Consider the following 23,929-nt stretch of genomic DNA (forward strand, 5'->3'; position numbering starts at 1 on the left):
AACAACATGAATACACAGAAGGCTATCGGAATAGGGTTAACCGCTTTACTTGCCACGGTAGCCACTTTGCTAGCAAAAGTGCCAGGATTAACAATAGTTGGTCCGTTAATTCTGGCGATCGTAATTGGAATGATTGTGGGGAATTATACAAAGGCGGCTCAGAATGTTGGAGAGGGAATTGCGTTTTCTTCAAAGGTTCTTTTACGAGCAGGAATTATCTTACTTGGGCTCCGGTTGAATTTTTTTGCCATACAAGGTTTGGGTATAAGTGGTCTTCTTTATGCCATCGTTTTAAGCGCTATCGCTTTTCTAACTGTATATGGGATAAGCAGGAAATTGAGAATTGATCCTTCATTTGCCGTTCTGCTCGCAGGCGGAACAGCCATATGCGGTGCTGCGGCCATTGCTGCTATTGCGCCAGTAATAAAAGCACAGGAAAAAGCAGTTGCTTTATCCATTGCGACGATCGCGTTACTAGGAACGTTTTTTACACTTATCTATACTGGACTTTATCCACTTCTTTTACCACAAGGTGAACAGTACGGTATCTTTGTAGGTGGAACGTTACATGAGATTGCCCATGTCGTTGCAGCTTCTTCAATTGGTGGGATCGAAGCCGAAAATCATGCCATCATTGTAAAAATGCTTCGAGTTATGTTATTACTACCGCTGATGATCTTCATAATGTGGTGGTTTGAACGGAAGAAAAAGGTCGCTCAATCTTTTTCGTTTCGAAAGTTACCAATCCCATGGTTTGTCTTCGGTTTTTTAGCAATGAGCCTCGTGCAAACGTTTGGTTTCTTACATGAAAATGTTGTACAGTGGTTACTTGGCATTGCCTATTTCTTGTTAGCGATGGCAATGGCGGGTCTTGGCTTAAATGTGAAGTTTCGTGCTTTTCAAGAAGTGGGACCCCGTTTGTTTTTAGCAGGACTAGGGGGGACAATTGTTTTAGTTCTTTTTGGCGCACTACTTATTCCACTCTTATTCTAAAATCGCCACTCGGTTAAAGCCATTACCATTCAGGTAGTGGTTTTTCTAATATCAGCCTCTAGACTGAGAACTAAATCGTTCTTCAGCTCGTTTCGAAGAATTGGTCAGAATCGTATGCTAGTAGTAACAAATCGACAGGAGGTGACGTAATGACAACAAAAGGATGGATCATTCTCGGTGCTGTTGCACTTTCCATCATCTTGCTTTCATCATTAGGAGCGATGTTAGGATTAGTAGCAGGTGCTGGACTTGCTTACTTAGGGTGGCGTCAAGCAACATTAAGTGAAGCCGTCGTGATGAAGGTACTTTGGTGGGTTGTACTCGTTATTGGTGTCCTAGTAGGCATTAGTAGTTTGCCAGGAATTATTGGAGTCGTAGCGCTTTACTTGCTGCTAAAGCTTTACGACAAATGGAAAGAAACAAAAGATTATTCTTATGATAAATTTTAATGAATGCAGGAGGTAGAAGATGTCAATCTTAAAGCAAATAAAAGAGCAAGTATCAGCTGATATTGAAGCAGTATTAGAGAAAAGTAAAAAGAAGCCGGTAATGGATGAAAAGAGAGGTCAAGAAGCCAAGCAGCTTGATAAGCAAATGAAGTTATGGAAAGAAACAGTAAAGAAACAGCAAGAGCTTGAGCAGTATTTCTATAATGAGTGGCAAGAAGCAGAGACTATGCTAAAGAAGCGAAAAGAACAATTGGTCATTGCGGAACAATCGCAAGCGACGGATTTAATCGAACGAGCGAATTTTGAAATAAACGGTTATCAGGAGTTGGCTCGTGAGTACAAGGAATCTTATGAAGAACAGCGTGAGCGTGTGAATAAGCTCGAAGAAAAAGGAAGAGAGCTTTACTTCCTAAAAAAGAAAATGGAACGAATGAAGCTTACTGATTTTGCAAGAGCTGAAGAATCACGTGCTGAATCGCATGCGTCAAAATGGACCTATTATGCAGAAGAAAATGATGAATTTGAAGCATATGAGGAAGACAAAAGTGATCACGAGCCAAGACAGGTTCTTGATTTTGATAAAGAAATAAAAAAACTTGCTGAAAAGCAGGAGAACGAAAAGTAGTTTGTAGTATACTAAAGGCTGATTACAAACGCAGAGGAGGGCAAAGAGAGTGAAGCGAAACCGAACAGATTATGTTGCCTATATTTTCTTTGCCCTGCTTGCTGCAACGGCATTAGAGCTACTTATTAATGTAGCTCCGTTTATTGTATTAGTAGGATCTGCGGCGATGATTTATTATGGCTTAAAGCGAATGAGCAAGCAAAAAGGTAAATTCCTGTTCTACGGAGGACTGGTCATCTTTATCTTAACGCTGTTGTCTTCGTTTTTCTTTTTACTAATGGTCTTTGGTGCATTGTTTTACATGCTTTACTTGTTTTGGGAAAAAGCAAGTAAACCAACTAAAATGGAAATAGCGATTAATGAACAAGCTTCGAATGATAGTCGAGAGGCGTTTGTTAAAAACACCTTCCTCGGAGATCAGCAATTAAACCATGAAGGGTTTCGCAGTGATGATATTAATATCCACACAGGTATTGGTACAACGGAAATTCATTTTGAAAACACAGTCCTCCCAAAAGGAGACACGATTGTCATTATCCGGGGTTTTATTGGGAGTACCAAACTCTATGTGCCTTATGATGCAGGTGTATCTGTGGAGCACGCTTGTTTATTTGGTCAGACAGATCTATTTGGAAACCATAAAATAGGGTTTAATCAAAACGTAAAAGTCGTTAATGACTCGTATCAAGATGCTCCTCGGCGACTGCGAATTTATACGTCCATTGTTGCTGGAGATATTGAGGTGATGTATCGATGAAGGCCGTCCGTTCTGTTGGTATGATTGTCTTTTTCGTGCCATTACTTCTAGTAGGCTTACTTTTCTATTATGTTGAAAAAAACGGTTTAGTTAAATGGGAACAGCTATTGATTCGAAATGAATTAACGTATAACGTGCCGATTTTCGTATGGCTTATTCTGTTTTTTATAGTACTTGCACTGATTGTCTACAGCATGCTTGCTGTTATTTGGAAAAAAGACGTTCGTGCGTTACACGCTACGTTAGTGCATGTTGCCAATGGCAATACAAAGGAAAGCAAACAGCAGCTCAATCAAGTGTCTAGTGATTTTAATGATGCTAAAATGCTTATTGCAGAACTTGAAACAAGAGTTCGTAATCAAGCTGACCGTTCCCAACGTGTGATGGAACAATGGGCGGAAAATGAGTCGAAGCTGAGATCGGAACTTGTCTTTAAAGAGCGACAACGGATTGCAAGAGAACTACATGATTCGGTTTCACAGCAGCTTTATGCCGCATCGATGTTATTATCTGCAGCAGTTAATCAAAAAAACGTCGATGTAGTAGCGTTACAGACTCGGTGCGAACAAATTGAAAAAGTTGTGAATGATGCACAGAATGATATGAGAGCGCTTTTGCTCCAGTTACGGCCTATTCAATTGGAGAATCAGTCGTTTAAAGAAGGCGTAGAACAATTAACAGCAGATTTAGCAGAGAAGCACCAGATTGATTTTTCGGTTCGTATTCGCTCTCTTTCCCTTAAACCAGGTGTGGAGGATCAGTTATTCCGCATTACGCAAGAAGCCATTGCCAACGCGCTACGTCATGCTGAAGCAAATGAAATTAGCGTGTTCTATGAGCGGTATGACGACTTTGCTTTACTAAAAATTACTGATGACGGCAAAGGCTTTAACCAGACGTCTTCGCCACACGGTTACGGTCTACATAGTATGGAAGAGCGTGCAGAGGAAATTGGTGGGATGTTACGAATGATTAGTGTAGAAGGACAAGGAACGAGTATTGAAGTGAAAGTACCGATTATAGAAGGAGGGGAAACGACGTGATTCACGTATTGCTTGTGGATGATCATGAGACTGTACGCCTCGGTGTTGCGGCTTTTTTATCAACCCAAGAGGACATTTCTGTTGTTGGTGAAGCCAGTAATGGAAAAGAAGGGGTCGAACAAGCGCTAAAGCTCAGACCAGACATTATTTTAATGGATCTAGTGATGGACGGAATGAATGGGATCGAAGCAACCAGGGAAATTATTACACAATGGAAAGAAGCAACGATCATTATTGTCACGAGTTTTCTTGATAATGACAAGCTTCGTCCTGCACTAGAGGCAGGAGCGAAAAGCTATGTTCTTAAGACGTCGACAGCGATGCAGATTGCTGACGCGATCCGAAAAACAGCACAAGGAATAGCTGTACTTGATGAGAAAGTTCAGGCACAAATGATCTCTTCCTTTCGAACGGAGGAATCGTTGCACCAAGCATTAACGAACCGTGAAAAAGAAATCTTAAAGCTAATGAGTGAAGGGAAAACGAATCAGCAAATTGCCGACCATCTTTTTATTACAATTAAAACAGTAAAAACACATGTATCCCACATCTTATCAAAGCTGGATGTCGATGATCGAACGCAAGCGGTTGTGTATGCCTTTCAGCAAAAGTTATTTAAATAAGCTACCAAAGAATTCTTGTCCCGTGTAGTTCCTTTACACCTGTAGCAGCCGCAATATGAGCAGCATTATCCTTCGTTACGCCTCCACCTGGCATGATGACAATCCGTTCGTTTGCATACGTCTCATAAGCGGCTAAAGTAGAGAGGTTTTCTGTGATTTCTTTGTGAGGACCATGGGTTAAAATACGCTTTACTCCCCAGTGGGAAAGCTGGTCAATGGCTTCGAATGGGTTTTCAAGTTGATCAAACGCCATATGAAACGTAACCGTTTGTGGGTCCACAAGTTGTAACAATCTTTGCATGTGAGGCACGTGAAGTTTGTTCTCTGATGTTAGACAGCCAAAGACAAACCCGTCAACACCAATGTGTTTAAATGATGAAATCGATGCCTCCATTTTCCTTAGTTCAGCCTCATTGTAAATAAAGTCTCCTCCACGACAGCGAATAAGTGCCATAACCATTACCCCATTACTTTTGCACGTCGCGACTACTCGTTTACATGTTTCTGATGAAACAGTTGTCCCTCCGACATCTAAGTTGTCGCATAGTTCAATTCGCTGTGCTCCATATTGAATGGCTTGGTGAACGTGCGTATCATTCTCAAGACAAACTTCCTTTACTACGTTATTCATTTATCCAAACTCCTTAAAAAGACTAGCTTTACTAACAGAATACTTGTAAACTATAGAATACTTCAAGGGGGGAGACGAATGATTAGACAATTACATATGAACGATCAAGACATATGCTTAGCCTTTGTAAAGAAAAAGCCAGCGGAGAACTTGTTTATTATTGGTGATATTGAAGCATATGGAATGGAAACAGATTTTCAAACGGTATGGGGAGAATTTAATAGAGACAATCAACTAGTCGCTGTATTGCTCAAGTTTCATGCAAGCTATGTTCCGTTTGCAGAAGGCTTCTACGATGCTAAAGGATTTGCCGAAATCATAAACAATGATTCTTCCTTTAAAGGATTGTCTGGTTTGAAAGATGTGACGGAACAACTTGAACCGTATTTAAAAAAATCTCTTCTTAAAAGACAAATGTATTATGCAAAGTGCACAAAGACAAAGAGTGACAACCCTTCATTAAAGGATGTACAATCAGCCGAACCCAAAGACGCAGCCGAGTTACTAAGGTTGCTGGATCAAATTCCTGAATTTAGTCAGTCCATTCCGAAAACGGCTGAACAAAAACAACGCGAATTAGCGACAGGTTTTTCACGAGCAAGCTTCGTACGTCAAAATGGAAAAATAGTCTCTACCGCTTCTACTACTGCGGAAAACACCCATTCGGCGATGATTGTGGGTGTCGCAACATTAGAGGACTATAAGAGAAAAGGCTATGCATCGGCTTGTGTTTACCATTTATGTGAGCAAGTATTTTCAGAAGGAAAAGTGGCATGCTTGTTTTACGATAACCCAAGTGCCGGGGTGATCTACAAACACATCGGCTTTGAAGATATTGGCTTATGGATGATGTATAATGAAAAATCAGAAGCATAAGGCTGTGGATTTAAATAAAAAGACTTGTTAGGACTTTCTAGCAAGTTTTTTAATTGTTAACGAACGGTAACATCAAAAATAGCGATTTAGAGTTGAAAGTGATATGATAGATAGGTGCAAAATATGTCGTGCACATTGTGTGAATTTAATCTTGAAAAGGTTAAGGAGTATGGGTAATGAAAGCCTTATTACAATTGCTGAAAGAGCAATACGAAAATAAGCACCTAATTTGGAGACTTGCAGCGTTTGAACAGAAAAGTAAATTTCAACTCCATTATTTAGGCGCTTTTTGGCAGTTATTTAGTCCGCTGATGCAAGTCGTGGTCTTTTTTGTTATTTTTGGACTTGGGATCAGGTCAGGAAGAGATGTTGGTGACACACCTTTTTTTGTGTACTTACTTTGTGGATTAATTCCGTGGTTTTTTATCAGTCCTACGGTGCTACAAGGGTCTAACAGTATTCATAAGAAAATAAAAATGGTATCGAAAATGAAGTTTCCTGTTAGTGTGTTGCCGACCATTACAATAGCTGGAAATTCAATTAGTTTCTTTATTATGCTCGGTATATTGTGCATTGTACTCGCCATTTATTCGGTTTTTTCAGGTGTGTATTTACTCCAGTTGCCGTATTATTTTCTTTGTTTATATGCATTTCTTTATGTGTTTACCATTTTTTCGGCGACACTGGCTACTGTCGTACGAGATTATTATCAATTTCTTGAAGCTGGAATGCGAATGATGTTCTTTTTAAGTCCAATCATTTGGGCACCTGACTCAATGGATGATCGTTTACTGTCCGTGTTGCAATTAAATCCGTTTTACTATATTTTAAATGGATTTAGGGACTCTTTTATTGGTGGTACGTGGTTTTTTGAAAATATCACATACATGATTTATTTTTGGGCGTTAATACTTTTAATTGGTTTCTTAGGGGCAACAGTCTTTAAGAAATTTAAAAACAGCTTTGTTGATTATTTATAAAGGGGATTTTGTGGATGAATCCTAAAATGAAATTAGACGGTGTTACAAAAAAATATACACTTTTTACAAGTAATAGTGAAAAGCTCAAAGCAATGTTCTTGCCGAAAATGCAAAAAGAAAATCGTGATTTTTATGCGTTACGCGACATTTCCCTGGAAATTTTCGAAGGGGAGACCATTGGGATTGTTGGTATTAATGGCTCTGGGAAGTCAACCATTTCCAATATTTTAGCAGGTGTTATTCCTCCTACGGAAGGAAATCTAGACGTAAATGGTGAGACGTCGTTAATTGCCATTAATGTGGGCTTAAACAATCAACTAAATGGTTATGAAAACATCGAACAAAAATGTCTCATGCATGGTTTCTCAAAGAAAGAAATAGAGCGTTTAATGCCTTCAATTGAGGAATTTGCTGACATTGGTGACTTTATTCAGCAACCCGTAAAAAACTACTCATCGGGAATGAAATCACGGCTAGGATTTGCGATTTCTGCTCATACAAATCCAGATATTTTAATCGTGGATGAGGCGCTTTCTGTTGGGGACAAAACATTCTATCAAAAGTGTAAAGATAAAATTGATGAATTTAAATCACAGGGGAAAACCATTGTCTTTATTAGCCATAACATTAGAGAAATAAAAAACATTTCTGATCGGGTCCTTTGGCTTCATAATGGTGAAATGCACTCGTTTGGCGACAAGAAAAAAGTTGTTGAAGAATATGAAGCCTATATTGAATGGTTTACATCCTTGTCGAAGGAAGAGCAAAAAGAGCATAAAGAAGAGCTGAAAATGCAGCGTTCGGTTGCCAAAGTCGAACAAATGGAGAGCGAATCAGAGGGAACTGATTTAGCGCCACGGCGTGCTGGAAAAAAGAAGCACGCCAAACAAAAGGAGCAAAAGAAACATTCAATCCTCTTTTTTAGTCAGCTCGTTCTTTATGCAGCTTTATTTATTGTTGCAGCTTATCTGGTGGCGATACGGCCACTTTTTGCTGCTGAGGCTGAGGAGAGTTCGACGGTTGTTGAGCCAGATAACCAATCTCAAACAGCTGAGGAAGAAGACGCAACCGATGATTGGATTGACTATGACGAACCTGTACAAGCAGTCATTCATTCAGACGATACTTCTTTATATACGTCGTCCGAAGCATCAACAGCTCTTATGACGTTACCGTTTGGAACAGAAGTGTCTGTAGTAAGAGAGAATAGCGAACTAGGTGTCGTTCAAATTGAGAATGATGGCGACGACTTATTTATTGAATCGGACTCCTTCCATTTTTTCGAGGGTGCGGAGGAATTGGAGCGGGAAAGAATTGAGGAAGAGCTCGAGACCAATGTGAGCAGCTCTTTAGATGAGATTGAAACAATATTGGCTCAACCCTACGAACAGGTGATTCAGTCTGTTTCGTTTCAAACAGCAGATGAATTTGGCTATGGTTATTATGCATACTCAGACGAACAAATGTTGAAAATAAACCAGCAAAACGAATTAGCGGCTATCATTTTGCCAATGGATGGTGGGTCGCTAGTGAAGGAAACGGCTTTTTTCATAGTAGAGGAAGAGGGGTTTTACTTCTTGTGGAATGAGGAGCAGAATCAACTACTAGTAGCTGAACTTTAAAAGGAAACGGACTGATGGACTATGGATACATCGTTTTTGTTTGAACTGCTTAAAACCCCTTCACCCTCAGGACATGAAGAGGCGATTCAAGAAAAATGGCTCACTTATATGCAACCTCATGTGAAGAATTTAACAACAGATTTAGCTGGAAATGCAATCGCAACGGTTAACCCAGACGCCCCATTTCGTGTACTCCTAGCAGGGCATTGTGACGAAATTGGTTTTATGGTGAAGTCCATTGATGAATCAGGCTTTATCTATGTAGAAGAGCTCGGTCGTTTAAGTCCTTTACCTGCATTAGGAATGGAAGTGGAAATTCACGGAAGGAACGGGAAACTTAATGGTGTGTTTGGTGCAAACGCCCAACATCATGGTGGAGCAAATGCAGACTTAACAATGGATGATTTATTTATTGATTGCGGTGCCGAGAGTGCTGAAGAGATTCAAGCGGTAGTAGCTATTGGTGATCCGATTACGTATAAAATTGAACCAACTCACTTGCGCAATAATCGTGTAGTAGGGCGCGGTTTGGACAATCGAACAGGTGCTTTTATTGTGGCTGAAGTCATGAAGCGACTTGCATCCAGTCTTCCCGAAGTGTGCGTCCAAGGGGTCAGCACCGTTAATGAAGAGACAAATATGGGTGGCGCTTATTTTGCAGGCTCAGCTTTAAAGCCAAATTTGGCAATTGCCCTGGATGTCACTTTTGCAACAGATTATCCAACCGCAGAAATGGGCAAGGTTGGCGATGTCACGTTAGCAGGTGGCCCTGTGCTTGCGAAAGGCGCTCCTATTAATAAAAAAGCAAATGAGCACTTGCAGCAAATAGCAAAGGAACGAACTATTCCGATTCAGTATGAATTAACACCGAGAAGAACAGGAACGGATGCAGATCAACTACGATTAACGGGTGAAGGTGTACCAATCGTTCTCGTATCTTTGCCATTACGATATATGCATGCGCCTCGGGAAGTTGTGTCATTACAAGACATGGAACAAGAGATTGATCTTCTTGTTGCATTTATACAAAGCTTACGTCATGACACAGATTTCCGTCCTCTCATTTGGAACGGACGTTAGTCAAAAAAAGCGCGGAGAGTCGTTAGCCTCCGTGCTTTTTCTCATGAATTATGTCTGGATTGTTCTCGATCAATGCGCGTGTATGATCCCAAAAATAATCAACAGTGGAAAGGGTTTTTAAGGCAGCTGAATAGAGATCTTTTTCAGTCGTTATGCCAATGGATGACAAGACTTGCTTAAAGTAAGGGAGACGTTTCTCATGTAGATGAGGAGCATCATGTGCCAAGATGATATGACAGCGGCAGAAAGTGGCAATGATCCAAAAGAAACTCTCTCTAAATTGATTCTTATTGATAAGTAATTGACTCCCTTCAATGACTATAGGTTTCGCAGAATGTGTAACATCGGTGGAAAAGAAGAAAGGGGTCTTGGCATGTTCGACCGCAAGGACAAAGGTCTCTTCCAACTGGTCTAAACTAGATTGTACAGTCATTTTAGTCAAGGACTCTACACGTAATTGCTTAAGAAGTGTTTCATGAACGTCTTCCATGTTGTATCGTTTAAGCACTGCTTGAACCGCTGTATATCGTTTTCGTACCGTTGGGTTTTCAAGGGCTGCCGTTAAAAATAAATGGGCTAAAACCCCTGTTGGAAAGAGCCAACTCATTACTTGTTCGTGGAATGGAGCAGAAGTCGGTATAGTTGTTAATCCAGCTATGCTTTTTTCTTTTACGTGTTCACAACGACGGTGCACCCATTCCATATGATAAAAGTCTCGTGCGACCTCTGTTTGCAAAGGTACAAGAACGTCATCCACATCGCTGAGGACGATCGTATGGGCGAAGCTATAACCTACATGATAGTCTGCGAGTATCGTTTCTTTTTGAAGGAATAAACGGTAATCTAATGTAGTCACTTCGAGTAAGAGCCCTTTGTAGATAAATTTACCTAGCTTTTTATCCTGTACTTTTGTTGAGATAATCATAATATCAACATCCGAGGAAACGGGCCAAGGAGCAAGACGTGGATGTGTGAGAACAGATCCAGCTAAATAAGCACCTTTGAAGCCAGGTTGATGGGAACCAACATGTTGTACCCATTCGCGGGCAATGGCAATCGCATCTTGCGTATTCACTAGTAGTCCTCCTTTCAAAAAGGGAGATCGTCATTAGTTCGACAGCTACTCAGTTGATCCTGCAAACAAGCTTAAGCATAAAAAAAGAAGTTACATACTGAGAAAGCGTGGAAGAAAGGGATTAAGAAATGGAAGAGTTACAATTTAAACCGCTAAGCGAGGAACAAATAGATGCATTATTGCTACTGCAGAAAACGGTATTTAGTAGTCTTAAACGAAAAGAGCAACTTTCAACACTTACGAAAGAAGAATTTGAGAGCATACTAACAGGTAAAGGCTATATGGTTGGTGTGTTTTTTAAGGAGCAGCTTATTGCTGCTAGGGCATTGCTACAACCAAGTAGTGAGGAGACTGAACATCTAGGGCTTGATGCGGGTTTAACAAAAGACCAGCTGAATCAAGTGGTTTATCAAGAAATCTCCTTTGTGCACCCCGAGTTTAGAGGGCGACGTCTTCAACAGAAAATGGGGGATTGGTTGATGCAGAAACTTGTCAATGAAATGACTTCATTCTCATTCATTTGTGCAACAGTAGCGCCTACAAATCCTGCTAGTTTAATTGATAAATTTAAACAAGGGCTTGAAGTAGTGGCGTTAAAAGAGAAGTATGGAGGTAAACTTCGATTTGTCTTTTTTAAAAACCTCAACCAAACACACGATGTCGTCGTGTTAGATGAAAAAGAAGTAGAATTGACGGCACTAGATGAGCAACGCCATTTACTACAGAAGGGTTATCGAGGCATGGAATTAAAGCGTGAGAATGGGCGATATTACGTTCGCTACCAATTAAGAACAAAGTAACAAGATGGGTGTGAACATGTTGCCGTATTGGGTGTTGCAACATGTTCATCAATTTCAAATAATGGTTAAAGTTGGAATTTAGGTTGTAAAACACAATGATGTACAAAAGAAGTTCGATAAGTTGGGATGAAAGCGCATACTTTCCTGAAAGGATCGATGCTACAATCACATTAAGAAAGGAGGGATTGCATTGGCATTGAATGATCGTAGCCAAAAAATTCTCAATGAGATCATCAGTAACCGGCAAATAACAAGTGGTGTATTAGAGAAGAAACATGATCTAAGTCGGCGCCAGCTTGGTTATACCATTCAGAAAATTAATGAATGGCTTGTATCTGAAGATCTGCCTGAGATAGAACGAACAAGGCAAGGTCATTTCATTGTTGATCAGTCTGTTTTTTCAACGTTATCACGCCAGCCAGCGAATGTAACGAACAGGACGCAGGATCAAGGGTTTTTAACGGAAGAGCAGCGAAGTCATTACATTTTGTTTATGTTACTCGCTAGTGAAGAAGCGTTATCGTTATATCATTTTCAATCGGAGTTAGGGTATAGCAAGAATACCATTTTACATGATTTGAAGCGTGTACAAAGTCGATTAAGTGATTATAACCTCGATATTCACTATTCACGTCGAAATGGCTATCGCTTAAAAGGAAAAGAGCTTCATATAAGGAAGTTACTCATTTATTTAGTTGATATTGCTGTGCATTCTAGTCAAGAAACGACATGGTTGGAAGATGTAGCAACTATAAAAAAAGAAGAAATTGAAGAGTTGAAAAGAAGAATTGATAAAGTGGAGAAGCGCCTAGGTATTCGCTTTACAGATGAAAAATTGTTAGCTATGCCATACATTTTTCTTCTCGTACTAAAGCGAATTACGAGTGGATGTGGTCTGGAACCTTTTTCAATTGAATATGAAGAGCTTTCCGATACAAAGGAGTATCAAGCAACGGAGTTTATTTTTCAGAACATGACAGACGTACCTAAGCAGGAGCGGCTATTTATCGCGCTACACCTTCTTACGGCAAATGTCCATTGGGCGGATTTAATAGTAGAGGATGATTCCATTCCTGATTTACTACCAGCCCTTTCGACCATGTTACGATCCTTTGAAAAAAGTGCCTGTATTTATTTACAAGAGCGCGAAGTGTTGTTGAAAAAACTCGTTCAGCATACAAAGCCAGCGTATTATCGAATTCGTTATCAATTGACGGAGATAGAGACTGTTCAAAATCCATTTAGCGTTGAATACCGAGAATTACATCACCTTGTTAAGCGTAGTTTAGGCCCTCTTGAAGAGCTATTCGGTAAGGAGATTCCTGAGACAGAGGCGATTTACTTAACGATGCTGATCGGATCTTGGATGACACGTCAAGGTGAAAGTATAGCAAAGAAAACAAAAGCGATCGTCGTTTGTCCGCAAGGTGTATCCGTATCTCGCTTAATGTTAAAGGAACTAAAAGAACTCTTTCCAGAGTTTATCTTTCTTGATTCCCTGTCAGTGAGGCAATTCAATGGCTATGAATTATCATACGATATTATTTTCTCCCAAACACCTTTAACAACCGATAAGCTGGTATATGTGACGAAAGCCTTCTTGAGTCGAGAAGAAAAGCATCGATTAAAGCAACAAGTGATGCAAGACATTCACGGTTATAAACCGATGACGATTCAAATTGATCAATTAATGGACATGATTAGCGGCTACGCTACTATTGAAAATGAAAGCGAATTAAAAGAAGCACTCCATTCGTACTTTTTTCCTGAAGATCGTAAGACGTATCAGGATGAAGCCTTTCAAAATGGATTAGAGACGTTTTTAACAGCAGATATGATACAGCAAAAAGATACTGTACCAGACTGGGATGAAGCCCTGAAGCTAGCAGCTAAACCACTTGTTGAAAATGGAATCGTAGAACCACGCTATGTTGATGCGCTTGTCGCCAATAAAGATCGTGATCCCTATATCGTCATTGGACCTGGGCTAGCGATACCACATGCGGCACCAGAAGAAGGCGTTATACAAACGGGAATGAGTCTACTGCAGTTAGAAACCCCTGTTCATTTTTCAGAAGAAGAACAGATTAAAGTGCTAGTCGTTATCGCTGCTAAAGACAAACATCAACATATTCGGGCATTACGGCAGCTCATTAAGCTTGCCGCTACAAAGAAAGACCGGGAAGTATTTTTAGAAGCATCGTCGATTGAAGACATAGAAACGATGATCATGACTTATTCGATGGATGAGGAGTAGAGAACAGAGGTGAAATCGTAATGCGTTTAGATGAATCAACGATCTTACTCGATATTGAGGCGACGAACCAAGAGAGCGTTTTAAAGCAAATGGCAGATAATCTTGTTCGTGAGGGACTTGTGAAATCAAGTTTCGCTCAGGCTATTATCGCACGTGAGAAAGAGTACCCAACTGGCTTACCAACCGCTGGAGTGGCAGTTGCTATTCCGCACACAGATGTTGAGCATGTCAATGAAAAAAGCATTAGCATTGGTCGTTTAAAAGAACCAGTTTCTTTTGGAATGATGGGTGGCGATCCTTCTGAGCAAGTGGAAGTTAAGATTGTATTTATGTTAGCTATGAAGGAAGCGCATGCGCAATTATCGCTTTTGCAACAATTGATGCAGCTGTTTCAAAATGAAAGTAAACTCATGCAACTTGTTCATGCAGCATCAAAAGAAGAAGTAAAACAATTAATTGATGACAGTCTAGAATTGACTGCATAAGGAGGAAATTAGTATGGCAAAGAAAAAAGTATTAGTCGCGTGTGGAGCAGGTATCGCAACATCAACGGTCGTGAATAGCGCAATTGAAGAAATGGCGAAAGAACATAAAATTCCTGTTGATTTGGTACAAATTAAAATTTCTGAAGTAGGTGCGCATCGTGATACAGCTGACCTACTTGTTACAACAGCAATGACTCAAACAGAATACCCATTTCCTGTCATTAACGCCCGTTCTTTTTTAACAGGTATTGGAACCGACAAAACGAAACAAGAAATTTTAGACGCATTAAAGGCGTAAACAAAAACGAATGAGAACGGAATTTCTAGGTTCTAGAAATTCCGTTTACTTAAAGGAGGACCGACCATGGATGGATTTGTTAACTTCATTCAAGGATTTTTAGATTTAGGTGCAACGGTTATTCTACCGGTTGCCATTTTTATTCTCGGATTAGTATTTGGACAAAAACCGGGTAAAGCATTTCGTTCAGGTTTAACAATTGGGATTGCTTTTGTAGGTATTTTTCTTGTTGTTGACTTGCTTGTGAATAACTTAGGACCAGCTGCTCAAGGAATGGTTGATCGGTTGGGTGTTGAATTAAACGTTATTGATGTAGGATGGCCAGCATCTTCATCCATTGCGTGGGCATCAGTCGTTGCTGCATTTATTATTCCACTAGGGCTTGCAGTAAACGTTCTTATGCTAGTAACAAAAACAACAAAAACAATGAACGTAGATATTTGGAACTTCTGGCATTATACATTTACAGCAGCAATGGTGTACGTAGTATCTGGAAACATTTTCATTTCACTACTGTCTGCTATTCTATTCCAAGTTGTCTGTTTGAAAGTAGCTGATTGGACAGCACCTATGATGAGTAAATTCTATGATTTACCAGGTGTATCCATCGCAACAGGAAGTACCATTTCCTATGCGCCTGGAATCTTTCTTGTAAAAGGATTACAAAAAATTCCTAAAGTAAAAGATTGGAATGCTGATCCTGAGTCGATTGAAAGACGATTTGGTATTTTAGGTGAATCAATGTTTATTGGCCTTGTGCTAGGTGCAACCATTGGTGCATTAGCTGGTTACAGTGTCGGTGAAATTGTGGAGATTGGTATCGCAATGGCCGCAGTTATGGTCTTAATGCCACGTATGGTAAAGATCTTAATGGAAGGGTTATTACCAGTATCTGAATCTGCTCGTGAATGGTTAAATAAGCGTTTTGGAGATCGAGAAATTTACATTGGATTAGATGCAGCCGTAGCATTAGGGCATCCGGCCGTTATCTCAACTGCACTTATCCTTGTACCAATTACGGTAGCAATGGCGGTATTACTTCCAGGAAATGCGCTTTTACCATTTGGTGATTTAGCAACGATTCCATTTATTGTCGCTTTCATCGTTGGCGCTGCTCGCGGAAATATCGTTCACTCCGTTATCGTTGGTACGGTTATGATTGCCATTTCGTTATATATCGCGACAGATATGGCCCCTCTTTTTACAACGATGGCGCAAGAAGCAAGCTTTAACATGCCTGCAGATTCAGCCATGATATCAAGTATTGACCAAGGTGGAAACATCGTGAACTGGATTATTGTTAGATTTTTCGGTCTATTTTATTAAGTGAACGGACTGCTATGAGGAGGATGAACCACTATGAAGGCACTGGTTAAAACAGATCACGGATTTGGAAACTTAGAGATACAAGAAAAACCAGAACCTATACCGGCAGCAGAACAAGTGAAGATTAAAGTACGATATGCAGGTATTTGCGGAACCGATCTTCATACGTATGAAGGGCACTATAAAGTGGGTGTACCTGTTACACTTGGACACGAATTTTCTGGAGATGTCGTTGAGGTAGGCGAAGCAGTTACATCAGTCGCTGTAGGCGATCGGGTGACATCTGAAACAACCTATTCCATTTGTGGAGAGTGTGCATATTGTCAGACGAAAGATTATAACTTGTGTAATCGACGTAAAGGGCTTGGTACACAACAAGATGGCGGCTTTACGAACTACCTCATCGCTCGAGAAGCGAGTGTGCACAAACTGCCTGAAGGTGTCGATTACAAAGCGGCATCAATGACAGAACCACTAGCTTGTACGTATCATGCCGTTGAGAAAACGGAAGTTCAGCACGGAGATATTGTCGTCGTTCTTGGTCCAGGTGCCATTGGGTTGTTAACTGCTCAAGTAGCAAGAAGTAAAGGTGCGAAAGTTATTATTACTGGCTTGAATAGTGATAAGATTCGTTTGGAAAAAGCAAAGGAACTCGGAATTGATTATGTTGTAAACATCCAAGAAGAGAACTTAAAAGACGTTGTTGATGGCATAACCAATGGGTATGGAGCAGACATTGTGTATGAATGCTCAGGAGCAGTACCTGCAGCGAAGCAGGGGCTCGATCTTCTTCGGAAAAAAGGACAATATTGTCAAGTTGGGATTTTTGCAACACCGGAAATATCGTTTGATTTAGAGAAAATTGTTCAAAAAGAGATTCGTGTGGTTGGCACAAGAAGCCAAAAACATGCAGATTGGCAGCCATCCCTTGAATTATTAAATCGAGGGGATGTCAATGCAAAAGCACTTGTGACCCACGAATATGATATCACCCAGTGGGAAGAAGCGTATCATGCCATAAAAAGTGGTGAGGCGATTAAAGTACTACTCACTCCTGTAGAAGAGGGATAACAACAATATGAGGAAGGAAGAGGAGACTCTTCCTTCTCCCATAGTGGATGGAGGAAATAAAGATGACAGATATGTTTTTAGATTTTATGCTAGGACCAATGCGAGGAATCGGTGATTTTTATTTTGAACATCAAATGGTTTTCAACACAATTGTTGTTGGGATCGCGCTGTTTGCTCTTATTCGAAAGCGTAAAGGAAAACAAGCAAAGGAGCAATCATAAAGTATGGAGTCCTTAAAATTATATGGTGTTCAAGATATTCGTTATGAAGAGGCTCCGGTGCCAACGCTTGTTCATAACGATGATGTGCGCATTAAAATCTCAACTGTTGGTATATGTGGATCAGATTTGTCTCGTTATAAAAAGCTCGGTCCATACGTTCCTGGTACGATTTTTGGTCATGAGTGTACAGGTGTCATTGTAGAAACAGGCTCATCTGTTTCGCATCTTCAAGAAGGGATGCGTGTAGCTGTTTGTCCAACCTTTCAATGTGGTACGTGTCATTATTGTCAAATCGGAGAACCGAGTAGGTGCAGTTCTTTGCACGTTGTTGGTGCCAAACAGGATGGTGCCTTTGCAGAATATATCGTCTTGCCTTCTACTCAAGTGCTCCCTTTACCAGATGAGGTTGACGACGAAACGGCTGCGCTTATTGAACCATCAGCGGTAGTAGCACACGGTTTTTATCGCACGAAGATTCAGCCTGGAGCAACGGTGGCAATAATGGGATGTGGTAGCATTGGACTGCTAGCAATCCAATGGGCAAAAATCTTTGGGGCGCGTCAAATCTTTGCGATTGATATTGATGATGAAAAGCTAGAGATTGCGCAACATATGGGGGCAGATGTGTTAGTTAATTCAAAAGAACAATCAGCTCATGAACAAATAAGAGAATTAACTGATGGTTTAGGAGTCGATGTCGCGATTGAGTCAGCAGGGTCTCCTATTACGTCAGCTCAAGTGCTGGCCCTTCCTAAAAAAGGTGGAGAAGTGGTTTATTTAGGGATCCCTTATGGGGACGTACCTATTGAACGCTTTTACTTCGAACAGATTGTCCGAAATGAGTTAAGTGTACATGGGTCATGGAATGCGCTCTCTGCCCCTTTTCCTGGACGAGAATGGCAAGCAACGATTCATTATATGAAAACAGGTGCCATAAATGGTGCCCCAATGATTAGTCACCGACTCCCCCTCAACCAAGGACCTGACGTATTTAAGAGAATGACATCAGGGGAAAAAGGCTTCGTAAAAGTTTTGTTTTATCCGCAAGGGAAGGAAAGAAGCGTTTAGTTGTAGCTGAATCGACAAGTTAGCATACTTGCAGATTTTTGCTAGGCATGTATAGGAACATGTGTTAGAAGGCTTTAAAGCGGTAGAGAGTATAATCATCGTGTAGCATGGTATCTTATCGAATAGGTAAGATACTTTTTTTACCCTATAACAAGCTATGTCAGCGAAAACGATTGCACGATGCTAGTTTTTTTAAACACGTCAGCCAACAGAGCCATTGACAAAGCGTTCTGCCTATGGCATCATTAGAGCCATCTTATAAGGAAGGAAATTGGTGCCTAATACAATGAAGCAGTAATCGAATCGATCCAACGTAATGGAATAGTCAATTATTCACTCGAGTGAGAGCTGGATAGTATTTTCATGAACGTTAGAGTAGGATTCGTCTGTTTTCATAGATTAGGTTAAAAGGAATACGACCGCCACAGGAGCTTGTGGGGTAGTGTCTTTTTGGTGACTAATTTCTTACGGGCGAACTCTCTCTAACTGTATTAGAGGGGGTTTTTTATATGCTATTGCTACAAACAACAAAATTAGAAAAACAGTTCGGTGCAAGAGTGATTTTAGATAATGAACCATTATTTATTTATAAAGACCAACGCATTGGATTGGTCGGTAAAAATGGTGCTGGAAAGACAACACTGTTGCATGTTCTAGCAGGATATGGTGTAGCTGATTTTGGGCAAGTGACTCGTTATGAAAAAATGGCCTACATTCCACAGCTTCATGAGCTCTCAGCTCCATTATCAGCGAGAGAAGCAAAGCAATGGCAAGTACCAGCTCATGTTCATAAAAGTGGTGGAGAACAAACACGAGCAAAAATTGCCCAAGCGCTGGAAGCAAATGCTGCCCTTATACTAGCAGATGAACCGACCAGTCATTTAGATATGGAAGGGATGAAGCAGCTTGAACAAGTATTTACCTCATTCTCAGGAGGTATTTTACTTACATCTCACGATAAAACATTTCTTAACAATGTATGTACGTCTATTTGGGAGATTGAAGATGGAAAAGTGAAAGCATACGAGGGAAACTATGATGCATATCTAGTTCAAAAGCAAAAAGAAATGGACAAAGCGCACAAAGCCTATCAATCCTATCAACTTGAAAAAGATAGGCTCTTACAAGCGGCAAAACAAGCACAGCGCCGTTCTGATCAGATTAAGAAAGCACCGTCTAGAATGGGGAATTCTGAAGCACGTTTGCATAAACGTAGCAGCGGTGTTCAGAAAGCAAAAATAAACCGGGCAGCTGAAGCGATGGTAACACGAGCGAATCAACTAGAAAAAAAAGAAAAGCCAAAAGAAGAAACAAAGATTCAGTTTGACCTAAGTCGCTTTCCTGTTGTTCACAGTAAACAAATGATTCAATTTGAAGCCTTTCAAGTATGGATAGAGGGACGGCTGCTGAAAGAAGTGAATGGGGTTGTACCGGCAGGTAGTCGTGTTGCCATTATAGGAAAAAATGGGTCAGGGAAATCGACGCTTTTACAGCAAATCGAGAGTCGACAAATGACAATCGCCAAACCAGCAAAGATAGGTTATTTCTCACAGCATCAACACGATATTTTAGATGAGGAAACGATTCTTGAAAACGTAGGGAAAAACAGTCCTTATTCAGAAACATTTATTCGAACCGTCTTATCTCGCTTGGCTTTTCAACGAGAGGACGTCTTCAAAAAAGGGATTGACTTGAGTGGGGGTGAGCGAGTTCGTACCGCCTTAGCGAAAGTATTTTTAAGTAATGTGAATCTTTGGTTATTAGACGAACCAACAAATTATTTGGATCTAACGACAAAAGATTCCCTTAAAGAAGTAATGAACAAATTTCCTGGTACGATCCTGTTTGTTACACATGATCGGACATTAATAAGTGATGTTGCAACTCACCAGTTATCCTTCGATGATGAATGTGCACAGATTAAGGCAGTTAACCAAGTGGAAGAAGAATTAAAAAAGCCAGACGAGTCTTTATTAACCATTGAGTTTAAACTATCAGAGCTGTTGTCACGTTTATCAACTGTTACCGATGAGACTGAGAGGAATAAACTAGACCAGCAATTTCAAGAGCTGTTAAAGACAAAACGGACACTAAAGAATCAATAAGAAAGGTAGATGAGAGGCGAAGCAATGATTTATTTTGTTTCGCCTTTTTTGGTTTAACTTCGACATAATCCGGGAAAGGGTACTCACGACTTCGTTTCTAGAATTTTAGAAAAAAAGCAGGTTAAAGTCGAATTATGTCGTAAATGATTGAATTGTCGACGATTTGTAAGGGAGAAAAGCCCTACTATTCAATCCACGGTGTTTATGGCGGAAAACTCTATAAAACACATAAAAATCAAGTTTGTGAATAAGTAAACGCTTCAATATAATAAGAAGCAATCTATGCAACCTCTATCAGCATCAACACCTGAAAAAGGTGAAAAATAAAATGAAAAAGGGGTAAATAAATGAAAAAGAAAAGAATAGGTACGGGTCTAAGTCTAGTAGCGGCAATCGCCCTGCTGTCGGCATGCGGGGATGGCACTGGAAATGCAGATGAACTCTCGGTCATCACGTTTGCCGATGCAGGGTGGGAGAGCATTCGAATTCATAACGCCATTGCTCAGACCATTATTGAAGAAGGTTATGAAATGGATACGGATACAACAATGGGTTCTACTGCAGCCACTGTACAAGGGTTACGTGATGGTGATATTAATGTCTATATGGAAGTGTGGACAGATAATATTAGAGAACTTTACGATGAATCCATTGAATCAGGCGACATCATTGAAGTCTCAACAAATTTTGATGACAACGTTCAAGGTCTTTACGTGCCGACCTACGTCATTGAAGGAGATGAAGAAAGAGGGATTGAACCGTTAGCGCCGGATTTACGTCGAGTGGATCAACTTGTTGATTATCCAGACGTTTTTCCTGACCCAGAAGATTCTTCAAAGGGTCGAGTGTTGAATGCTCCAAGTGATTGGGCGATTTATGATGATATCTCTACTAAATTTGAAACATATGGACTCGGTGAGACGTTTAATTTGTTTGCTCCTGGTTCAGATTCTGGCATGGTAACAGATTTAGTGCGAGCTTATGACGCTGGCGAAGGTTGGGTTGGTTATTACTGGGAGCCGACGGGCATTACGGCAAAATACGATTTAACTTTACTGGAAGAAGATGAATACAATCAAGATCAATGGGAAGAAGACCGTTCGACTGAGTTTCCTCCAAACGATGTAACGGTTGCGATTAATCAGCATCTTCCAGACCAAGCCCCTGATGTCGTTGAATTTCTTGAAAATTACGAAACGAGCAGTGCCTTAACGGAAGAAGCTTTATTGTACATGGAAGAAGACGGATTGACGGAAGAAGAAGCAGCCATGCGTTGGTTGGAAGAGCATGAAGACGTATGGACAAGTTGGTTACCAGAGGATATCGCTGAAAAAGTAGTAAATGCGATTAAATAAAAAAAGCGGCTAGCTGTGCGCTAGCCTGCTTAGTGTTTTGAATTTTCCGAAACGAGGTGAATGGATACACCGACGTGTATCGTAAGACAATGAACAATTTTCCAGATATTCGTTTGAATCTAGGGGACTATATAGATGCATTTATTAGCTGGTTAACAGAAGCTGGTGCAGGTGTATTTGATTTTATTTATTTTATAAGCGTGAATACTATTAACGGTATTAATGATTTCCTCGACTTATTTCCATGGTGGTTATTCATATTCATTGTTATTGCGCTTGGCTGGTTTTTTCAGAAATGGAGTTCTGGTTTCATCTATGGTGCTTTTATTTTTATCATCGGAGCATTCGGGCTATGGTCTGAAATGATGACGACTTTAGCTATCATAATAGCCGCTGTCTTAATTTGCTTAATTATAGGAATTCCACTCGGTATTATAATGGCTTTTAGTAATCGTTTTTCAATCGTGATGCGTCCTATACTTGATGCCATGCAGACGATGCCAAGTTTTATTTATTTAATTCCAGCAATTTTCTTTTTCGGACTTGGAAATGTGTCGGCTATTTTCGCAACAATTATTTATGCAGTACCGCCAGTTGTGCGTTTAACTGAGTTGGCTATTAGAGGGGTTAGTCCTTCGATGGTTGAATCTGCTCAATCATTTGGCTCTTCAAAAGCTCAAACATTATGGAAGGTTCAGCTACCGCAAGCCGTTCCAACGATTATGGCTGGTGTAAATCAGACGACTATGATGGCACTAGCGATGGTCGTCATTGCCTCTATGGTTGGTGCAGGTGGATTAGGTGCGCAAGTACTAGTAGCGATCAATCGTGTTGATATTTCACTAGGTGCAGAAGCAGGACTTAGTATTGTGTTTCTTGCGATTATCATTGATCGAATGACAAATGGATTTGCAAATAAAATTCAAAGACATAGGAGAGTGACGTCATGACCATCCAAATTTCACTTAAGAATGTCTCAAAAATCTTTGGGCCAAAACCAAAATCTGTGATTCCTATGATTAAACAAGGAATGACAAAGGAAGAAATACTAGCAAAAACAAATCATACCGTTGGTGTTTATGATGCTTCTATGGATATAAAGAAAGGAGAGACCTTTGTCATTATGGGTCTTTCTGGGAGTGGGAAATCGACGCTCATTCGATGTTTCAACTTATTAAATAAACCTACTGATGGCGAAATTGTCTTAGATGGAGAAAACATTGTCGCTTACTCGAACAACCAATTAAAAAAAGTGCGACAAAACAAAATCGCAATGGTTTTTCAGCATTTTGGACTGTTTACACATCGAACAATCTTATCAAATGTCGAGTATGGATTAGAAATCAAACAAATGCCTAAAGCAAAAAGGCGCGAAATTGCCTTGAAAAATATCGAAATCGTAGGATTAAAGGGGTATGAAAATAAGTACCCAGATGAGCTATCAGGAGGCATGCAGCAACGGGTAGGTCTTGCCCGAGCATTAACAAATGATCCTGACATCTTATTGATGGATGAACCATTTAGTGCACTTGACCCACTCATTCGGAGAGAGATGCAAAGTGAACTTCTCGATATTCAAGAGCGTCTTCAAAAGACAATTATTTTTATAACCCATGATGTAAACGAAGCATTTAAAATTGGTGACCGAGTCGCCGTCATGAAAGATGGGAAAGTGGTTCAAATTGGCACCCCAGAAGAAATTATGGAAAGCCCTGCAAATGACTATATTTCCGAGTTCATAAAAGACATTGACCGTTCAAAAGTGTTTCAAGCCTCACATATTATGATGAAGCCAAACGCGATGGTTTCTGTAGAAGATGGTCTAAATGTGGCAGTAAAAGAAATGAAGCGGAATGGACTATCAAGCGTTTTTGTTGTTGACGATCGTCAGCGCTTAAAAGGTATTCTTACAATTGATCAAGCCATTAAAGGCATTAAAGAAAAGAAAGCTTTAAGTGACGTCATGTCAAAAGAGATTCAAAAAGTAACCAAAGATTGCTATGTGACAGATTTAATTCCCAAAGCATTAACCTCCGCTTTTCCATTGGCGGTTGTTACCGAAGAAGGACAATTAGAAGGGATTATCCTACGAGTGCATGTATTGTCAGGACTAATTTCTGAAGAAGTAGACGAAACAGAAGAGTACCATCCAAAAGAAGAATTAAGTCCGGTATAAGAGCTAAACAGCG

24 protein-coding genes are annotated in these 23,929 nt (G+C 40.2%); 22 read left to right on the plus strand and 2 right to left on the minus strand.

Annotation, left to right across the window (positions count from 1 at the left end; all coding sequences use genetic code 11):
- Positions 1-6 precede the first annotated feature (6 nt).
- The 6 genes from PQ477_RS12770 to PQ477_RS12795 all read left to right on the plus strand — a co-directional run bounded on the left by PQ477_RS12770 (position 7) and on the right by PQ477_RS12795 (position 4,490).
- Entirely contained in the window at positions 7-993 is a 987-nt protein-coding gene (locus PQ477_RS12770) for a YeiH family protein (protein ID WP_274272090.1), read from the plus strand.
- 149 nt (positions 994-1,142) lie between these two features.
- Complete coding sequence (locus tag PQ477_RS12775; protein ID WP_052007930.1) at positions 1,143-1,442, plus strand: lmo0954 family membrane protein; 300 nt, start codon at positions 1,143-1,145, stop codon at positions 1,440-1,442.
- 19 nt (positions 1,443-1,461) lie between these two features.
- Complete coding sequence (locus PQ477_RS12780; RefSeq protein WP_035394879.1) at positions 1,462-2,067, plus strand: hypothetical protein; 606 nt, start codon at positions 1,462-1,464, stop codon at positions 2,065-2,067.
- Between the two features lie 49 nt (positions 2,068-2,116).
- On the plus strand, positions 2,117-2,824 hold the full coding sequence (liaF, locus tag PQ477_RS12785) for a cell wall-active antibiotics response protein LiaF (RefSeq protein WP_051667351.1): 708 nt from the start codon (positions 2,117-2,119) through the stop codon (positions 2,822-2,824).
- Positions 2,821-3,867 (plus strand): sensor histidine kinase, encoded by a 1,047-nt coding sequence (locus PQ477_RS12790; RefSeq protein WP_274272094.1) that lies wholly within the window; start codon positions 2,821-2,823, stop codon positions 3,865-3,867. Before liaF ends, PQ477_RS12790 begins: the two co-directional genes overlap by 4 nt.
- A complete protein-coding gene (locus PQ477_RS12795) occupies positions 3,864-4,490 on the plus strand; it encodes a response regulator (RefSeq protein WP_035394878.1) in 627 nt (208 codons plus the stop codon). The genes PQ477_RS12790 and PQ477_RS12795 overlap by 4 nt, the downstream gene beginning before the upstream one ends.
- 1 nt (position 4,491) lies before the next feature.
- Here PQ477_RS12795 and PQ477_RS12800 read toward each other — a convergent pair whose 3' ends face one another.
- Positions 4,492-5,121: a copper homeostasis protein CutC gene (locus tag PQ477_RS12800; RefSeq protein ID WP_144558387.1), complete on the minus strand. Its 630-nt coding sequence runs from the start codon at positions 5,119-5,121 to the stop codon at positions 4,492-4,494.
- Between the two features lie 78 nt (positions 5,122-5,199).
- Between PQ477_RS12800 and PQ477_RS12805 the strand changes: the two genes are divergently transcribed.
- The 4 genes from PQ477_RS12805 to PQ477_RS12820 all read left to right on the plus strand — a co-directional run bounded on the left by PQ477_RS12805 (position 5,200) and on the right by PQ477_RS12820 (position 9,679).
- Positions 5,200-5,997, plus strand: coding sequence for a GNAT family N-acetyltransferase (locus PQ477_RS12805; RefSeq protein WP_274272095.1), 798 nt, complete (start codon positions 5,200-5,202; stop codon positions 5,995-5,997).
- Between the two features lie 176 nt (positions 5,998-6,173).
- On the plus strand, positions 6,174-6,977 hold the full coding sequence (locus tag PQ477_RS12810; protein ID WP_274272096.1) for an ABC transporter permease: 804 nt from the start codon (positions 6,174-6,176) through the stop codon (positions 6,975-6,977).
- Positions 6,978-6,991: 14 nt separating this feature from the next.
- On the plus strand, positions 6,992-8,599 hold the full coding sequence (tagH, locus tag PQ477_RS12815; protein WP_274272098.1) for a teichoic acids export ABC transporter ATP-binding subunit TagH: 1,608 nt from the start codon (positions 6,992-6,994) through the stop codon (positions 8,597-8,599).
- A 21-nt stretch (positions 8,600-8,620) separates the two neighbouring features.
- Positions 8,621-9,679 (plus strand): M20/M25/M40 family metallo-hydrolase, encoded by a 1,059-nt coding sequence (locus PQ477_RS12820; protein ID WP_060705609.1) that lies wholly within the window; start codon positions 8,621-8,623, stop codon positions 9,677-9,679.
- Positions 9,680-9,701: 22 nt separating this feature from the next.
- Here the strand turns inward: PQ477_RS12820 and PQ477_RS12825 are convergent, their stop codons facing one another.
- On the minus strand, positions 9,702-10,754 hold the full coding sequence (locus PQ477_RS12825) for a hypothetical protein (RefSeq protein ID WP_035394868.1): 1,053 nt from the start codon (positions 10,752-10,754) through the stop codon (positions 9,702-9,704).
- Positions 10,755-10,882: 128 nt separating this feature from the next.
- Here PQ477_RS12825 and PQ477_RS12830 point away from each other — a divergent pair, with 128 nt between their 5' ends.
- The 12 genes from PQ477_RS12830 (at position 10,883) to PQ477_RS12885 (ending at position 23,916) form a co-directional block, all read left to right on the plus strand.
- Complete coding sequence (locus tag PQ477_RS12830; RefSeq protein WP_274272099.1) at positions 10,883-11,554, plus strand: GNAT family N-acetyltransferase; 672 nt, start codon at positions 10,883-10,885, stop codon at positions 11,552-11,554.
- 190 nt (positions 11,555-11,744) lie between these two features.
- Positions 11,745-13,811 (plus strand): BglG family transcription antiterminator, encoded by a 2,067-nt coding sequence (locus tag PQ477_RS12835; protein WP_035394867.1) that lies wholly within the window; start codon positions 11,745-11,747, stop codon positions 13,809-13,811.
- 20 nt (positions 13,812-13,831) lie between these two features.
- Entirely contained in the window at positions 13,832-14,296 is a 465-nt protein-coding gene (locus tag PQ477_RS12840; RefSeq protein WP_035394865.1) for a PTS sugar transporter subunit IIA, read from the plus strand.
- A 13-nt stretch (positions 14,297-14,309) separates the two neighbouring features.
- Positions 14,310-14,594 (plus strand): PTS sugar transporter subunit IIB, encoded by a 285-nt coding sequence (locus PQ477_RS12845; RefSeq protein ID WP_035394863.1) that lies wholly within the window; start codon positions 14,310-14,312, stop codon positions 14,592-14,594.
- A 66-nt stretch (positions 14,595-14,660) separates the two neighbouring features.
- A complete protein-coding gene (locus PQ477_RS12850; RefSeq protein WP_144558393.1) occupies positions 14,661-15,920 on the plus strand; it encodes a galactitol-specific PTS transporter subunit IIC in 1,260 nt (419 codons plus the stop codon).
- A 33-nt stretch (positions 15,921-15,953) separates the two neighbouring features.
- Entirely contained in the window at positions 15,954-16,991 is a 1,038-nt protein-coding gene (locus tag PQ477_RS12855; RefSeq protein WP_035394862.1) for a zinc-binding dehydrogenase, read from the plus strand.
- 62 nt (positions 16,992-17,053) lie between these two features.
- The gene (locus PQ477_RS12860) at positions 17,054-17,212 is read left to right on the plus strand and encodes a hypothetical protein (RefSeq protein WP_164468419.1); all 159 of its coding nucleotides are present in this window, start codon (positions 17,054-17,056) and stop codon (positions 17,210-17,212) included.
- Positions 17,213-17,215: 3 nt separating this feature from the next.
- Positions 17,216-18,280, plus strand: coding sequence for a galactitol-1-phosphate 5-dehydrogenase (locus PQ477_RS12865; RefSeq protein WP_144558394.1), 1,065 nt, complete (start codon positions 17,216-17,218; stop codon positions 18,278-18,280).
- Positions 18,281-18,789: 509 nt separating this feature from the next.
- On the plus strand, positions 18,790-20,385 hold the full coding sequence (abc-f, locus tag PQ477_RS12870; RefSeq protein WP_274272102.1) for a ribosomal protection-like ABC-F family protein: 1,596 nt from the start codon (positions 18,790-18,792) through the stop codon (positions 20,383-20,385).
- 347 nt (positions 20,386-20,732) lie between these two features.
- Positions 20,733-21,740 (plus strand): ABC transporter substrate-binding protein, encoded by a 1,008-nt coding sequence (locus PQ477_RS12875; protein WP_035394860.1) that lies wholly within the window; start codon positions 20,733-20,735, stop codon positions 21,738-21,740.
- A 74-nt stretch (positions 21,741-21,814) separates the two neighbouring features.
- Entirely contained in the window at positions 21,815-22,690 is an 876-nt protein-coding gene (locus tag PQ477_RS12880) for an ABC transporter permease (RefSeq protein WP_349775483.1), read from the plus strand.
- Positions 22,687-23,916 carry a quaternary amine ABC transporter ATP-binding protein gene (locus tag PQ477_RS12885; protein ID WP_274272104.1) on the plus strand — a complete coding sequence of 410 codons (1,230 nt, stop codon included), beginning with the start codon at positions 22,687-22,689 and terminating at the stop codon, positions 23,914-23,916. Before PQ477_RS12880 ends, PQ477_RS12885 begins: the two co-directional genes overlap by 4 nt.
- Positions 23,917-23,929 lie beyond the last annotated feature (13 nt).

Origin of the sequence: Shouchella hunanensis (assembly GCF_028735875.1) — a bacterium.
Taxonomy (GTDB): Bacteria; Bacillota; Bacilli; order Bacillales; family Bacillaceae_D; genus Shouchella; species Shouchella hunanensis.

Bases quoted from the DNA above. Each gene is read 5' to 3' on its own strand.
- PQ477_RS12775 (WP_052007930.1), top strand. From the start codon at position 1,143: ATGACAACAAAAGGATGGATCATTCTCGGTGCTGTTGCACTTTCCATC.
- tagH (WP_274272098.1), top strand. From the start codon at position 6,992: ATGAATCCTAAAATGAAATTAGACGGTGTTACAAAAAAATATACACTT.
- PQ477_RS12830 (WP_274272099.1), top strand. From the start codon at position 10,883: ATGGAAGAGTTACAATTTAAACCGCTAAGCGAGGAACAAATAGATGCA.
- PQ477_RS12845 (WP_035394863.1), top strand. From the start codon at position 14,310: ATGGCAAAGAAAAAAGTATTAGTCGCGTGTGGAGCAGGTATCGCAACA.
- PQ477_RS12780 (WP_035394879.1), top strand. From the start codon at position 1,462: ATGTCAATCTTAAAGCAAATAAAAGAGCAAGTATCAGCTGATATTGAA.
- PQ477_RS12840 (WP_035394865.1), top strand. From the start codon at position 13,832: ATGCGTTTAGATGAATCAACGATCTTACTCGATATTGAGGCGACGAAC.
- PQ477_RS12805 (WP_274272095.1), top strand. From the start codon at position 5,200: ATGATTAGACAATTACATATGAACGATCAAGACATATGCTTAGCCTTT.
- PQ477_RS12860 (WP_164468419.1), top strand. From the start codon at position 17,054: ATGACAGATATGTTTTTAGATTTTATGCTAGGACCAATGCGAGGAATC.
- PQ477_RS12790 (WP_274272094.1), top strand. From the start codon at position 2,821: ATGAAGGCCGTCCGTTCTGTTGGTATGATTGTCTTTTTCGTGCCATTA.
- PQ477_RS12820 (WP_060705609.1), top strand. From the start codon at position 8,621: ATGGATACATCGTTTTTGTTTGAACTGCTTAAAACCCCTTCACCCTCA.
- PQ477_RS12770 (WP_274272090.1), top strand. From the start codon at position 7: ATGAATACACAGAAGGCTATCGGAATAGGGTTAACCGCTTTACTTGCC.
- PQ477_RS12865 (WP_144558394.1), top strand. From the start codon at position 17,216: ATGGAGTCCTTAAAATTATATGGTGTTCAAGATATTCGTTATGAAGAG.
- abc-f (WP_274272102.1), top strand. From the start codon at position 18,790: ATGCTATTGCTACAAACAACAAAATTAGAAAAACAGTTCGGTGCAAGA.
- PQ477_RS12875 (WP_035394860.1), top strand. From the start codon at position 20,733: ATGAAAAAGAAAAGAATAGGTACGGGTCTAAGTCTAGTAGCGGCAATC.
- PQ477_RS12850 (WP_144558393.1), top strand. From the start codon at position 14,661: ATGGATGGATTTGTTAACTTCATTCAAGGATTTTTAGATTTAGGTGCA.
- PQ477_RS12855 (WP_035394862.1), top strand. From the start codon at position 15,954: ATGAAGGCACTGGTTAAAACAGATCACGGATTTGGAAACTTAGAGATA.
- PQ477_RS12810 (WP_274272096.1), top strand. From the start codon at position 6,174: ATGAAAGCCTTATTACAATTGCTGAAAGAGCAATACGAAAATAAGCAC.
- PQ477_RS12885 (WP_274272104.1), top strand. From the start codon at position 22,687: ATGACCATCCAAATTTCACTTAAGAATGTCTCAAAAATCTTTGGGCCA.
- PQ477_RS12800 (WP_144558387.1), bottom strand. From the start codon at position 5,121: ATGAATAACGTAGTAAAGGAAGTTTGTCTTGAGAATGATACGCACGTT.